Here is a 13,457-nt window from a genome sequence, read left to right on the forward strand (position 1 = left end):
GGTTCCTCGGGGGGATGCGGGTGCGGGCGCGGAGCGTAGCGGCGCCCCCTCCCTCACGCCGGGGCGAACCGCCTCAGGCGCAGCGAGTTGGACACGACGAAGACGCTGGAGAGCGCCATCGCGACGCCGGCGACGAGCGGGTTGAGGTACCCGAGCGCCGCCAGCGGCAGCGCCGCGACGTTGTACGCGAACGCCCAGAAGAGGTTGCCCTTGATGGTGCCGAGCGTGCGGCGCGACAGCCGGATGGCGTCCCCGGCGGCGCGCAGGTCGCCGGACACGAGGGTGAGGTCGGACGCCTCGATGGCGACGTCGGTGCCGGTGCCGATCGCCAGGCCGAGGTCGGCCTGCGCCAACGCGGGGGCGTCGTTGACGCCGTCGCCCACCATCGCCACCACCCGCCCCTCCGACTGCAGGCGGCGCACGACCTCCGCCTTCTCCGACGGCAGGACCTCGGCGATCACCTCGTCGATCCCGACCTCGGCGGCGACGGCCCGTGCGGTGGCGTCGTTGTCGCCGGTGAGCAGCACGGGCCGCAGGCCGAGGTCGCGCAGCCGCCGGATCGCCTCGGCGCTCGACGGCTTGATCGTGTCGGACACGATCAGCAGCGCGCGCACCCGTCCGTCCCATGCGGCGGCGACCGCGGTGCGCCCCGAGGCCTGTGCCCCCTCGAGCGCCCCGGTCAGGGTGTCGTCCAGCGTCAGGCCCCAGTCGGCCAGCAGCGCCGGGCGTCCCACGACGACCCCGTGGCCGTCGACGACCCCCTCCACCCCGAGGCCCTCCCGGTTGGCGAAGCCCTCGACCGGAGGCAGCCCGCCGAGCTCGTCGCGTGCCGCCGCGGCGATCGCCCGGGCGATCGGGTGCTCGGAGCCGTCCTCGAGCGCGCCGACCAGGCGCAGCACCTCGGAGCGCTCCTCGCCGGGGGCGAGGGCCACGTCGACCAGCGACATCTCGCCGCTCGTCACGGTGCCGGTCTTGTCGAGCACCACCGTGTCGACCCGGCGCGTCGACTCCAGCACCTCGGGGCCCCGGATCAGGAGGCCGAGCTGCGCGCCGCGCCCCGTCCCCACCAGCAGGGCGGTGGGCGTGGCGAGGCCGAGGGCGCAGGGGCAGGCGATGATCAGCACGGCGACGGCCGCGGTGAAGGCGAACGTCGCCCCCGCGCCGTTGGCCAGCCAGAACCCGAGCGTGCCGACCGACAGCGCGATGACCACCGGCACGAACACCGCCGAGATGCGGTCGGCGAGGCGCTGCACCGGCGCCTTGCCGGTCTGGGCCTCCGTCACGAGCCGGCCGATCTGCGCCAGGGCGGTGTCGGCCCCGACGCGCGTCGCGCGCACCACGAGCCGGCCGCCGGCGTTGATCGTGGCCCCGGCGACGGCGTCGCCCGGCGCCACCTCGACCGGCACGCTCTCCCCGGTGAGGAGCGACGCGTCGACCGCGGAGGACCCCTCCTCCACGACCCCGTCCGTCGCGATCCGCTCGCCGGGGCGGACGACGAACCGGTCGCCGACGACGAGGTCGGCGATGGCCACGCGCCGCTCGGCGCCGTCGGCGCCGAGCACCGACGCCTCCTTCGCGCCGAGCTCCAGGAGGGCCCGCAGGGCGGCGCCCGCCCGGCGCTTGGCGCGCACCTCGAAGTACCGGCCCGCGAGGAGGAAGGTGGTCACGACGGTGGCCACCTCGAGGTAGATGTGGTCGGCGGCGGCGCCCGGCTCGATGACCAGGTCGAAGCCCATGCGCATCGAGGGGTCGCCGGCGTCGAGGAGGAACAGGGCGACGACCGACCAGGTCCAGGCGGCGAGGACGCCGACGGAGATGAGCGTGTCCATGGTCGCCGCCCCGTGGCGCAGGTTGGTCCAGGCCGCGCGGTGGAACGGCCAGGCGCCCCAGACGACGACCGGCGTCGCGAGCTGCAGGGCGAGCCACTGCCAGTTGTCGAACTGGAGCGCCGGGATCATCGACATCAGGAAGACCGGCAGGGTGAGGACGGCCGACACGACCAGCCGGCGGCGCAGCGCGGCGGTCGGGTCCGCCTCCTCCACGGGGGCGGGGGCGTCCGCGTCGGCGGCGGTGGGCAGGTGCGCCCCGTAGCCCACCTGCTCGACGGCCTCCACCAGGCTCTCGGGGGCGACGGCGGCCGGGTCGAAGGTGACCGACGCCGTCTCGGTGGCGTAGTTCACCGACGCCTCGACGCCCTCGAGCCTGTTCAGCCTCTTCTCGACGCGGGCGGCGCACGAGGCGCACGTCATCCCCGTGATCGGCAGCTCGAGCCGCTCGTGACCGGGGTGGGTGGCGGGGCTCACGGGGAGACCTCCAGCGTGTGCGCGACGGTCCGGACGGCGCCGTCGTGCCGGAACTGCAGGAACAGACGGTAGCGCCCCGCCGAGGGCAGCTCGGCGGCGAAGCGGATGCGGCCCGGCGTGCCGGACTCCTCCGGGTGCACGTGCAGGAAGGCGAGGTCGCCCTCGCGCAGCGCGACGAGGTGGCCGTCGGCGCCCAGGTAGGGCTCGATGGCGGTCAACGGCCGGCCGTCCCGGCTCAGGTCGTACGCGATCGCGGCGCTCGCGCCGGGCTCCAGGCCCTCGGCCGACAGCTCGGCGCGATAGCCGCCGGCCTCGTCGACCGGGGTGGGCGAGGGGAGCGCCCGCGGCGTGAACGCACCCGCCACGAAGAGGTCGGTCGCGAGGGTGGACGAGCGGCCACCGGCGGAGAAGTCGGCGTAGGCCCGGTACACGCCCGCAGCGGGAAGGCGCAGGTCGACGCGCCAGGTGCCGTCGGCATCGCGCCGCGGGTGCAGGTGCTGGTAGCCGCTCAGGTCGCGGCGCACCACGATCAGGTGCATCTCGCGCTCGTGCTCCACGTCGAAGTCGGTCACGGCGTCGCCGTGGGCGTCGACGATGCGGAAGGTCCACCGCGTGGACGCAGCGCGGGGGAGCGTCGTCGTGTCCGCCACCAGGCGCAGGTCGTCGTCGGCGACGGCGAGCCCCGGCGGCGCGTGGCCTCCCGCGGCGACGGGGGCGGCCGCGGAGTGGTCGTCCCCGTGGCCGCCGCCGTGTGCGTCGCCGGAGTCGCGCAGCGGGTCGAGCGCGCCGCCGGCGAGGGCCGCGCCGGCGAACACGATGGCGAGCCCCGCGCCGAACGCGACGAGGCGGGCGGGCGTCCTCATCGGAGCGTGTACCCGGCCTCGGCGACCGCCGCGGCCACGGCCGCCCGGTCGACCCCGTCGCCGTGCACGCGCAGCGCGCCGCTCTCGAGGTCGACCTCCACGTCCCGCACCCCGGGCACCGCGGCGACCTCCTCCGCGACGGCCGCGGTGCAGTGGGCGCACGTCATGCCCTCGACGGCGTACTCCGCGGTGTCCCGGTCCATGTCGTCCCCCTCACTCGGTTCTCATACTCCGTAGGGGTATCCCCTCCGGCAGGCGGACGATTGCATACTCCCCCTGTGTATGTCAACGTGAGGCCATGACGACCTCACGAGCCACCCAGCAGACCGACGTCCCGGGCTACAGCGCGGGCGGGGCGACGGCGGACGTCCTGAAGCGGCTGCGCCGCGTGGAGGGCCAGGTCCGCGGCATCGCCGGCATGGTGGAGGACGAGCGCTACTGCATCGACATCCTCCAGCAGATCAGCGCCGCGCAGGCGGCGCTCGACAAGGTGGCGCTCGCGCTGGTCGATGAGCACACCCGCCACTGCGTCCTCGGGGCCGCGCCCGAGAACCAGGAGGCGAAGCGGGCGGAGCTGATGACCGCGCTCACCCGCCTGGTGGGCCGGCGGTAGGCCGCGCCGGGCGCCCCGCCCGTGCGGGCGGGGCGCCGGCCGGATCAGGCGGCGTACCGGCGGCGGTACCGCTCCCGGGCGCGCGCGATCTCGCGCTCGCGGTTCTTCGGGGGCGCCGTCGTGACGAGCTCGCCGAGCAGTTGCCGCGACGCGGCGGCGACGGCCTCGACCGCGCGGTCGAACGCCTCGGCGTTGGCGCGGGAGGGGCGGGTGCTGCCGCTGATCTTGCGCACGTACTGCAGGGCGGCGGCCTGGACCTCGTCCTCGGACGCCGGCGGGTCGAAGTTGTGCAGGGTGCGGATGTTGCGGCACATGGCGGGCCCTCCCGTGATCGTCGTCGGCCGGCCGGCCGGACCGGCCCCGCACCGACCGTACCCCAGACCGCGACGAGGGGCATCCGTCCACGGCGCCCCCCACCCGGCGGCCGGGCGCTTCCCGTCCCCGCGAACGATCGGGTGATGCCGATGGACCCGGCACGAAGCGCGTGGCGGGCGGGGTCCCGGGGCCCGCGGCGGCGCCACGGCCCCTGCGGCGACGATGGTGACGATTGGCACGTGGCCACGCGCCGCGCGATGATGGCCGGACCGTGGCCGGCGTGACGACCCTCATCCGCTCGAAGACCCGCGTGCCGGCGATCGCCGACGCGGTGATCGAGCGGGGGCGCGTGGTCGCGGCGCTCACGGCCGCCGCGGCGGACCGGAACATCCTGCAGGTCGTCGCGTCGGCGGGATCGGGCAAGACGACGGCCGTGGTCCAGTACGTGGCCTCCCGCCCCGGGCCCCGCGCGTGGCTCACGCTCGGCGAGGCCGACGGCAGCCCGGGGCGGTTCGTCACCTACCTCGCCGCGGCCGTCGGGGAGATCGTGCCGGGCGCCGAGGCCCGCGTCCGCCAGCTGCTCGCCGGGGGGTCCGCGCACGCCGACTGCGCCGCGCTCCTGGCGGAGGACCTGCCGGCGGGGGCGACGCTCGTCATCGACGACGTCCACCTGGTGGAGGACCGCCCGCCGGTGCTCGCCGTGCTGCGCGCCCTGCTGGACGCCGTCGCGCCCGACGCCCTCGTGGTGCTCGTCTCGCGGCGGCTCGTCCACCTCGACCTCAGCCGCAGCGTCCTCGTCGGGCGCTCCGGCACGGTGTCGGGCCGCGACCTGGCGTTCACCACCGAGGAGGCGGGCGAGCTGCTGGCCGCGCGCGGCGTGCCGGCGTCGGCCGAGGACGTCGTCGCGGCGTCGGGCGGGTGGGCCGCGGGGATCGTCTTCGACGCGCTCCGTGGGGCACGTCCCGCCCCCGGGGAGCCACCCCCGGACGACCCGTTCTTCGCCTACCTGGGCGCCGAGGTCCTCGACGCCCTCCCCGCCGACCTGCGGCGCGACGTCGTCCGGAGCGCCCTGCTCCACACCGTGGACCCCCGCGGGCTCGAGGCGCTCCTCGGCGTGCCCTCCGGCGAGGCCCTGCTCACCGCGCTCCGCCGTCACCACCTGCCCGCCACGCTCGAGCCCGAGGGCCTGCGGTACCACCCGCGGTTCCGCGAGTTCCTGCTCAGCCGCCTGCGGGAGGACCCCGACCAGCTGCGGATGCTCCTCATCCGCCACGCACGCAACCTCGCCGGCACCGGGCACCTGGAGGAGGCCGCCGACCACTTCATCGCCGCGGGGGCCCTCGCCGAGGCCGTCGACGCGGTCGTGGGCGCCGCGACGCCGGTGCTGCTGCGCGGCGACTGGGAGAAGGTGCTCGCGTGGTGCGCCGACCTCGGCGAGGACCTCCTGAGCAGCCACCCGACCCTCCGGGGGTGCGAGCTGCGGGCGCTGCTCGCGGGACGCCGCAACGAGCTGCCGACCTTCGTCGACGCCCTCCGCCGCAGCGGCGAGTACGACCGGCTGGTGGCGGGCGACCCCGACGCGGCGACGACCGCCGCCTTCGGCCTCCACCTGTCGATGGACTGGGGCGACCTGCTCGACCTGCTGCCGCCCGACGACGCCTCGCCCGGGGTCCGGGCCCTGCGCTACGTGCTGGAGGTCGGGTCGGGGCAGGACCCGCCGCGGCCCTGGCACGCCCGCGAGGTCCGGCGCCTGACCCCCAACGTCGGCCTCTTCCAGTGCGGGTTGTACTTCCAGGGGCGCCTCGACGAGGTCGACCACCTCGCCTCGGTCACGACCGGCCGGGAGATCGTCGGCGGCGCGGACTTCGAGCTCTACCGCATCGCCGCCCTCCGCGTGCGGGGCCTGCTCGGCGACGCCCGTGCGGCACACACCGCGGCGTTGTCGCAGCTCTCCACCTTCGCGTTCCACGACTTCTGGACCCACGTCGACGCCGAGCTGACGTTCGCGGAGGGCGACCACGAACGGGGACTCGCGCTCGTCCGGCAGGCGCGGCTCCTGGCACGCCGCGGCGGTCACCAGCCCGCCGACCAGGCGATCTTCGCCGCGGCGGAGGGGGAGATGCTCGTCCGCATGGGACGCGTCGATGAGGCGGTCGATCTCCTGGGCGCCACCCGCGCCTGGTGCGCGGAGCGGGGCCTGCCGTGCTTCGGCGAGTGGGCGTCCACCTGGCTCGCGGCGGCGCTCCTGCGCCGGGGGGACCCCCCGGCCGCGGCGGTGGCCCTCCTCGAGGACGCGATCGCCGGGATGGTGCGCGCCGAGCGGATCCTGGAGCTCCCCGTGGCCTGGGTGCTGCTGGCCGAGGCGCGGTGGCGGCTCGGCGACGAGGCCGGCCACGACGCCGCCGCGGACGCCGCCTACGCCGCCTCCCAGGCGATGGGCGGCTCCGGCCCCCTGCTGACGGCGCTCGAGGAGGCCCCGGACGTGCTGGTCCGCCGCATCGACGCCGGCGGCCCGGAGCAGGCGGCCTGGCGGGCGCTGGCGCGCGCCGGGGGCCCGGCGCACGGGCCGAGCACCCTGACCGGCGCCCGCATCGTCGTCGGCACGCTCGGCCGCGCGCGGCTCGAGATCGACGGCCGCGAGGTCGACGTGTCGCCGCCGCGCGCGATCGACCTCGCCGCGGCCGTGGCGCGGGCCGGCGCGCGCGGCGTGTCGCGCGCCTCGCTCGTCTCGGCGCTCGCCGCCCACAGCAGCGACCCCGCCAACTACCTCCGGCAGATGATCCACCGCCTCCGCCGGCTCACGCCGGAGGGCATCGCCCTCACCTCGGAGGACGGGATGCTGCGGTGGTCGCCGCCGGGCGCGGTCCTGACCGAGGACCAGGTGCTCGGGGCGCTGCTCGCGCGGGCGGACCGCGCGACGGGCGACGCGCGGCTGGAGGCCCTCGGGGCGGCGCTCGCGATGGCCGACCGGGGCACCCTCGCGGTCGCCGAGGAGACCACGGCCGCGGTGGCGTTGCGCGCCGCGCTGGAGGCGTCGGTGGCGGGCGCCCGCCGGGACCAGGCGGAGCTGCTGATCGAGGCGGGCCGCGCCGCCGAGGCCGTCGCCGTGGCGCGCGCGGCCGTCACGGCCGACCCGTACCGCGAGGACGGCTGGCGGCTCCTCATGCGGGCCGGGGCCCAGGACCAGGGGCCGTCGGCGGCGGTCCCCGTCTACCTCGAGTGCGTCCGCGCCCTCGCCGAGGTCGACCTGGAGCCCGCCCGGGAGACCCGCGTGCTCATGGAGCGGCTGCGGGACCCGGGCGCCCGGGTGGTCACGGCAGGGGGGTGATCCCCGGGGCCTCCGCGGCCCGCTCGCCCACCACGCCCCGGACCAGGTCCACGAGCCCGAGCACCGCGGGGCGCTCCTCGCCGCGTCGCACGGCGACGCCGAGCGGGTTCGGCGCGAGACCCGGGACCGGGACGAAGGCGACCCGGGGGAGGGGGTGGAAGCGGGTCATCGACCGGCACCCGACGGTGAGCAGGCCGAGGTGCCCGACCGCGTCGATCACCTCCTGCATGGTGTGCGCGGCGCCCCCGATCACCGGCGTGCGCCCCCCGCGGTCGGCGAGCGCCAGCCAGTGGTCGCGGGTCGCGACGGCGTGGGGCGCGACGGCGACGAAGGGCTCGCCCGCGACGTCGTCCATCGCGACCGCGGCCGCCCGTGCCGCCGGGTGGTCCGGCGGCACCAGCAGGCCGCGCTCCTCCGTCGCCACGGGGTGGACGTCGAGCGCGTCGTCGGGAGGGGTGCGGACCAGGGCGACGTCGAGGCGCTGGTCGAAGAACGCCTGCGGCAGGCCGAGCGACTCGCGCACGATCAGCCGCGCCCGCGGGTGGCGCTCCGCGACGGCGGCGAGGACCGGGCCGTTGAGCTCGGCGAGCCCGGGGCCCTCGATGCCGATCCGCAGGGTCCCGGTCGCGACGGGCGTCGCGGCCGCGGCCGACCGCGCCGCGACCATGCCGCGGAGGATCGTCCGGGCCACCGGCAGCAGGCGCGTCCCCGCCTCCGTCAGGCTCACGTGGCGGGACGTCCGCTCGAGCAGGACGACGTCGAGCTTCGCCTCGAGCCGCCGGATGGCCTCGGACAACGACGACTGGGCGAGCCCCAGCATCTCGGCGGTCTGCCCGAAGTGCAGCGTCTCCGCGAGCCGCACGAAGGCGCGCAGCTCGTGCGCCGTCGGCCACCGCGTCCCGTCCTCGCGCCGTGACGTCGCGGTCTTCCGTTCCTGGAGCATCGTCCCCACGCCGGCCCCTCCCTCCGACGGGCGGGTGGTGGTCACCCCGCCTTTGTGACGATGCACGCTAAGTGGGGGGCGTTAATGGACGCGTCCCCGGGGTCGCCGCGGCGTTAACGCCAGAATCTCACGATCGGACGCCCCTCACGCCCAGGCCCCTCACAGGGGGTCCCCAGGGTCCGCGCGGGCCCGCGTCCTCGCCTCGGCGTACCGCTGGCACGGACCGACGAGGAGGAGCGAATGGGCGACCACCACGGGCACGACGACGACGGGGTCCACGACCACGACCGCGGGCTGCAGTTCGACATGTCGACCCTGATGAGCCGTCGTCGTGCGCTGCAGCTGCTCGCCGTCGGCGGTCTGTCGGTCGGCGGCCTGGCGGCCATCGTGGGCTGCGGGTCGTCGTCGCCGGCGGCGGGCACGACCGCCGCCGCGACCACGGCCACGACCGCCGCCACGACCGCGACGGACGTCGCCGCGGTCCCCGAGGAGACCGCCGGGCCGTTCCCGGCCGACGGCTCGAACGGCGTCAACGTCCTCACCGAGAGCGGGATCGTGCGGCGGGACATCACCACCAGCTTCGGCGCGGCGTCCGGGGTGGCGGAGGGCGTGCCGCTCACCATCGAGATGACGATCCTCGACATCGCCCGGGGCGGCGCGGCGGCGCCCGGCGCGGCGGTCTACGCCTGGCACTGCGACCGGGAGGGGCGGTACTCGCTCTACGACGGGGAGATCGCGTCCGAGAACTACCTGCGCGGCGTCCAGGAGGCCGACGGGTCGGGCCGCGTCACGTTCCGCAGCATCTTCCCCGCGGCGTACTCCGGCCGGTGGCCGCACATCCACTTCGAGGTCTACCCTCGCCTCGACGAGGCGACCGCCGCCGGCGCGAAGCTCGTCACGTCGCAGATCGCCCTGCCCGACGACGCGTGCGCGGCGGTGTACGCGACGGCCGGCTACGAGCAGAGCGCGACGAACCTGTCGCGGACGTCGCTCGCGACGGACATGGTCTTCTCGGACGGCTACTCGACCCAGCTCGGGACCGTCACCGGGTCGGTGTCGGAGGGCATGACGGTGCGGCTCAACGTGGGGGTCTGACCCCCCGGGCTCAGGCGGGGGGCGTCTGCGGCGCGGGCGCCCCGGCGCCGCCCCGGCGGAGGCGCCGGTCGAGCAGCAGGGCGCCGTAGGCGAGCGCGAGGAACAGCACCGCCACGACGGCGCAGTTGACGAGGACGACGGGGTACCCGTGCTCCTGCACGTCCATGAAGGGGTACGGGTAGTAGTCGTCGCCGAACCGGTCCTGCACGAGCGTGCCGCGCACCAGGGTGTAGGCGAGCCAGAGCACGGGGGCCACCACCGACAGCGCCACGACCCGCGGCGACAGGTGGCCGCGGGGGCCGAACAGCACCCAGCCCGCGACCGCCAGGATCGGCGAGAGGGTGTGCAGCACGAAGTCCGCGAAGGCGTTCCAGCCGGTGAGCTCCTGCAGGTCCGAGAGCGCGAGGTGGAACACCACGCCGGTGACGGCGATCGCGAGGACGCCGTCGAGGCGCAGCACGCGGAAGAGCGTCGACCGCCGGTCGGGGTCGGCCGCGAGCATGCCGGTGGTCACGGCCACCGTGACGTTCGACAGCACCGTGAAGAAGCTGAAAGAAGTTGACGATCCGGTCGGGCGTCGACACGAAGTAGCCGGTGTCGGCGTCGGCGGTGACCGAGAGGACCAGCTGCATCACGAGGCCGACGGTCACGATGACCGAGGTCGCCCCGAGGAACGCCCTGCCGATGACGGGCCACCGCACGCCGGGAGCCTATCCCGCGTCCCGTCCCACCGGCACGGGGTCCGCGCCGCCGCCGGCCGGTGTGAGACGATCGCGGCATGCGACGCGTCCCGCTCGCCGCCACCGAACCCGGGGACGAAGGCGACCGGCCCGAGGGGTTCCGCCGCCGCGGCGTCCGCCTCGGCACGGTCGTCGGGGCCGAGCGGTCCGGCGCCAGCCTCTACGAGCTGCCGCCGGGTCAGGCGGTGTGCCCGTACCACTACGAGCACGCCGACGAGGAGTGGCTGCTGGTGCTCTCCGGGCACCCGTCGGCGCGCACCCCCGAGGGCGTCGTGCAGCTCGACCCGATGGACCTGGTGTTCTTCCCGATCGGCCCGGAGGGCGCCCACCAGATCCGCAACGACACCGGGACGCCCGTGCGGATCCTGATGTGGTCGACGATGGGGTGGCCTTCGGTGACGGTCTACCCGGACAGCGACAAGGTCGGCGTCTACACCCGTGACGGTGCGGACGACGTCGTGGTGCGGCGCGCGTCGGGCGTCGGCTACTACGACGGGGAGACGACGGCGGGGCCGCCGGTCTAATCACGGACGGTCAGAGTGCTCACCGCGCGGCGCCGGCGGGGGGTTCGGGCGCGGGGCGACCGGGCAGCACCGGGCTCCTGAACCGCACGCAGCCCGGAGGCGAACCATGGCCGACGACACCCCCCGCACCGACGACCCGAAGCGCCGCGACGAGGAGGACCTGACGACCGGTCCGACCCCGGAGTCCCGCCGCGCCGACGGCGAGCCCGCCCGCGAGCACGACACGAGCGACGGCCCGACGCCCGAGACGCGCGAGGCCGACCGCCGCGCGTAGGTGACCGCGGCCGGGAGCGTCCCCCGCGGGGGACGCTCCCGGCGGCTCACCCCGCTCCGTCCCCGCCGGCGGCGTCGAGCAGGTGGCGCGCGGCCTCGGGGACGAGGTCGGCGTACCCGGGGTGGCGGCGGATCCACGCCGCGATGAACGGGCAGGCCGGGACGACCCCGAGCCCGCGGGCGCGGATGTCGTCGAGCGCGGCCTGCGCGAGCGCGCCCCCGACGCCCCGCCGCTCCACCAGCACCTCGGTGTGGGCGAGCACCACGTCGTCGCCGTGCCTGCGGTAGGCGACGATCCCGGCGAGCGCGTCCCCGGCGGCCGCCTCGTAACGGTCGCGCTCCGGCACGTCCCGGATCGTGAGGGGCGGTGGGTCGTCCACGGCCGGGATGCTACGACCCGGCCCGCCGCGGCGCCCTCAGCTGGCCTCGGTGTCGTCCGGGCGCCCCGCCGCGGGGACGTCGACCTCGGTGACGCCGCCGTCCCGCGCGTGTCCGCGGCCGGTCGCGAGCGCCTCCGCCACGAGGCTCCGCATGCGGGCGCACGCCAGCCGGGCGAACCGGAGCTGCAGGTGGCGGCCCAGCAGGTGGAACCCGATCCGGATCACGGGGTTGCGGATGTGCGCGCGGCGGGACACGGCGTGGATCCGGAACTCGACCTCGCCGGTGTCGACAACCTTCACCGCCTCGAAGTCCATCTGTCCGCTCTCGAGGTGGCCCTCCAGCGTCCGGTAGCTCCAGCCCCACACGCGCTCGCGCCGCCCGTCGACCTCGCGCTCCTCGTCGCGGACGGCGGCGACGCGGGCGCCGAGCAGGAACGTCATGCCGAGGAACCGCCCCTGCAGCAGCATGTTGCGGCCCTCGAGGGCGTCGCCCGGCCGGTAGACGGCCTCGATCAGCCGCGGGTCGGCGAAGCGGTAGTGGGCGACGAGGTCCCGGGCGGCCTCCCACGAGCCCCCCTCCTCCGGGGGGCCCGGCGCCTCGGCGGGGAGCACCGCCCGGTGGTCGTCGACCGTCCAGCCGGTCGCCGGCCCCGCGCCCTCCAGCTCCCGGGGGTCGAAGTTGAGCTCCCGCTGCTGCAGGCCCGCGAAGGCCCGCCGCGCGCGGCGCGACGTGGTGGGGGCGAGGTCGCCGCCGTGGTCGTCGGGGTAGCTGAGCGTGGTCGCCCGGATGCGCCCGCGGGCCGTGCCGCCGGCGATGCGGGCGGCCTGCTCGCAGAAGTGCGCCCACATGTGGAGCTGGATCTCCTGGGCGACCCGCAGGGGGCCGTAGACGAGCCAGAAGGCGGCGCTGCCGCTGCGGGCGACCGACTCGATCTCGAACACGAGGTCGTCGCCCTCGGGGCGCGCGCGGAACTCGATCTCACCGGCCTCCATGTGGCCGCGCAGGGTCGCGAGCCGGAACGAGGTCGGCGTCCGGTCCGCGACCCGCACGGGCCCGTTCCAGGGCCCCGGCAGCCAGACGAGGTACTCGTCGCCCTCCACCATCTCCCCGAGGAGGCCGGACGTCTTCACGAAGCGCGAGACCTCGATCGGCGAGGCGGCGTTCGGGTCGCGGGCGATCGCGTCGATCAGCTCCGCGGCGGACATGCGGGCGCCGGCGATGGTCACCGCGTACCGCCGGCGCAGCGACGGCCCGGCGCCGTCGGATCGCGTCTGGACGTCGGTGGGGTCGCCCCCGACGGGGCGGTCGCTCGGGCCGCGGTCGTCACCGGAGATGGTGCGCGTGTCCCGCGCCACCCGGGTCGTGCGGGTCGCGTACCGCCAGGTGGCCAGGGACGCGCCGGCGCCCCACCGGGCCGTCGCCCGGGCGCGGAGCGTCAGGTCGTAGAGGCGCTCGGCGACCTGGCCGGCGGTCACGCCGGCTCCCGCGCCGGGGCGTCGGGGGCGAGCACCCGTGCGGCCGCCGCGAGGCGGGCCTCCTCGACCCGCGGGCCGAGGTCGGCGCACCGCTCCGCGTGGTCGCGCACCGGCGTGCGCGCCGCGAAGCCGGCGCGCTCGACCGCCGCCCAGAACGCGCCGGCGGTCCCGACCGCGCCCCGCAGGGCCTCGAGCTCGAGGACCTCCGACAGGGGGGAGCGCCGTGCGACGCGGCCGTTCATCTTGATCCGGCCGATCCGCTCGACCGTGCCCATCGCGAGCATCTTCAGCCGGGGCGGCGAGCCGCCGAGCTGGCCGAGGAACGCGCGGACGGTGCCGCAGCCGGCGGCGAGCTCCGCGGCGACCTCCGCGATGAGACCGGCGGCGTCCCGGTGGTGGGGGGCGTCGAGCATCCGCGCCGCGAGCGCCGCCCCGCCGTGCATCACCGCGAGGTGGTCGCCGAGGTAGACGCGCACGACGCGCCGGTCGGCGGTGGGGTGGTCGCGCTCGCTGGTCACGGGCCCCTCCGTACCCGCGGCCCGGGCGGCCGAACCGGGGTCCGGCACCGGGCGTGGTCCGGTCGCGACGCGGCGGGCCCCGGCAC

14 protein-coding genes are annotated in these 13,457 nt (G+C 76.5%); 5 read left to right on the plus strand and 9 right to left on the minus strand.

The window, feature by feature from the left end; genetic code table 11:
• Window positions 1-53: 53 nt before the first annotated feature.
• Genes IU369_RS02745 through IU369_RS02755 form a run of 3 tightly spaced genes read right to left on the minus strand, consistent with a single transcriptional unit; the run spans window position 54 to window position 3,369 of the window.
• A complete protein-coding gene (locus tag IU369_RS02745; RefSeq protein WP_343233218.1) occupies window positions 54-2,249 on the minus strand; it encodes a heavy metal translocating P-type ATPase in 2,196 nt (731 codons plus the stop codon).
• 50 nt (window positions 2,250-2,299) lie between these two features.
• On the minus strand, window positions 2,300-3,166 hold the full coding sequence (locus IU369_RS02750) for a hypothetical protein (protein ID WP_217923039.1): 867 nt from the start codon (window positions 3,164-3,166) through the stop codon (window positions 2,300-2,302).
• Window positions 3,163-3,369, minus strand: coding sequence for a heavy-metal-associated domain-containing protein (locus IU369_RS02755; protein WP_217923040.1), 207 nt, complete (start codon window positions 3,367-3,369; stop codon window positions 3,163-3,165). The genes IU369_RS02750 and IU369_RS02755 overlap by 4 nt, the downstream gene beginning before the upstream one ends.
• A 95-nt stretch (window positions 3,370-3,464) precedes the next feature.
• Between IU369_RS02755 and IU369_RS02760 the strand changes: the two genes are divergently transcribed.
• Window positions 3,465-3,779, plus strand: a complete 315-nt coding sequence (locus tag IU369_RS02760) for a metal-sensitive transcriptional regulator (protein WP_217923041.1) — start codon at window positions 3,465-3,467, stop codon at window positions 3,777-3,779.
• A gap of 44 nt (window positions 3,780-3,823) precedes the next feature.
• On the opposite strand, the gene IU369_RS02765 is transcribed toward IU369_RS02760, so the two are convergent.
• Complete coding sequence (locus tag IU369_RS02765; RefSeq protein ID WP_217923042.1) at window positions 3,824-4,093, minus strand: DUF2277 domain-containing protein; 270 nt, start codon at window positions 4,091-4,093, stop codon at window positions 3,824-3,826.
• A gap of 281 nt (window positions 4,094-4,374) precedes the next feature.
• Between IU369_RS02765 and IU369_RS02770 the strand changes: the two genes are divergently transcribed.
• On the plus strand, window positions 4,375-7,422 hold the full coding sequence (locus tag IU369_RS02770; RefSeq protein ID WP_217923043.1) for an AfsR/SARP family transcriptional regulator: 3,048 nt from the start codon (window positions 4,375-4,377) through the stop codon (window positions 7,420-7,422).
• Here the strand turns inward: IU369_RS02770 and IU369_RS02775 are convergent.
• The gene (locus IU369_RS02775; RefSeq protein WP_217923044.1) at window positions 7,406-8,410 is read right to left on the minus strand and encodes a LysR family transcriptional regulator; all 1,005 of its coding nucleotides are present in this window, start codon (window positions 8,408-8,410) and stop codon (window positions 7,406-7,408) included. The genes IU369_RS02770 and IU369_RS02775 overlap by 17 nt on opposite strands.
• A 195-nt stretch (window positions 8,411-8,605) precedes the next feature.
• On the opposite strand from IU369_RS02775, the gene IU369_RS02780 reads away from it, so the two are divergent.
• A complete protein-coding gene (locus tag IU369_RS02780; RefSeq protein ID WP_217923045.1) occupies window positions 8,606-9,460 on the plus strand; it encodes a dioxygenase family protein in 855 nt (284 codons plus the stop codon).
• Window positions 9,461-9,470: 10 nt separating this feature from the next.
• Here the strand turns inward: IU369_RS02780 and IU369_RS02785 are convergent, their stop codons facing one another.
• The gene (locus tag IU369_RS02785) at window positions 9,471-9,998 is read right to left on the minus strand and encodes a Pr6Pr family membrane protein (RefSeq protein WP_217923046.1); all 528 of its coding nucleotides are present in this window, start codon (window positions 9,996-9,998) and stop codon (window positions 9,471-9,473) included.
• A 240-nt stretch (window positions 9,999-10,238) separates the two neighbouring features.
• Between IU369_RS02785 and IU369_RS02790 the strand changes: the two genes are divergently transcribed.
• Together IU369_RS02790 and IU369_RS02795 are read left to right on the plus strand one after the other, a co-directional pair.
• Window positions 10,239-10,724 (plus strand): cupin domain-containing protein, encoded by a 486-nt coding sequence (locus IU369_RS02790; protein ID WP_217923047.1) that lies wholly within the window; start codon window positions 10,239-10,241, stop codon window positions 10,722-10,724.
• 106 nt (window positions 10,725-10,830) lie between these two features.
• The gene (locus tag IU369_RS02795) at window positions 10,831-10,998 is read left to right on the plus strand and encodes a hypothetical protein (RefSeq protein WP_217923048.1); all 168 of its coding nucleotides are present in this window, start codon (window positions 10,831-10,833) and stop codon (window positions 10,996-10,998) included.
• Window positions 10,999-11,044: 46 nt separating this feature from the next.
• Here IU369_RS02795 and IU369_RS02800 read toward each other — a convergent pair whose 3' ends face one another.
• Genes IU369_RS02800 through IU369_RS02810 form a run of 3 tightly spaced genes read right to left on the minus strand, consistent with a single transcriptional unit; the run spans window position 11,045 to window position 13,371 of the window.
• Window positions 11,045-11,377, minus strand: a complete 333-nt coding sequence (locus tag IU369_RS02800) for a GNAT family N-acetyltransferase (protein ID WP_217923049.1) — start codon at window positions 11,375-11,377, stop codon at window positions 11,045-11,047.
• Window positions 11,378-11,413: 36 nt separating this feature from the next.
• Window positions 11,414-12,853, minus strand: coding sequence for a DUF1990 family protein (locus IU369_RS02805; protein ID WP_217923050.1), 1,440 nt, complete (start codon window positions 12,851-12,853; stop codon window positions 11,414-11,416).
• Window positions 12,850-13,371 carry a hypothetical protein gene (locus tag IU369_RS02810; RefSeq protein WP_217923051.1) on the minus strand — a complete coding sequence of 174 codons (522 nt, stop codon included), beginning with the start codon at window positions 13,369-13,371 and terminating at the stop codon, window positions 12,850-12,852. The genes IU369_RS02805 and IU369_RS02810 overlap by 4 nt, the downstream gene beginning before the upstream one ends.
• Window positions 13,372-13,457 lie beyond the last annotated feature (86 nt).

Source organism: Miltoncostaea oceani, assembly GCF_018141545.1.
GTDB classification, from domain to species: Bacteria; Actinomycetota; Thermoleophilia; order Miltoncostaeales; family Miltoncostaeaceae; genus Miltoncostaea; species Miltoncostaea oceani.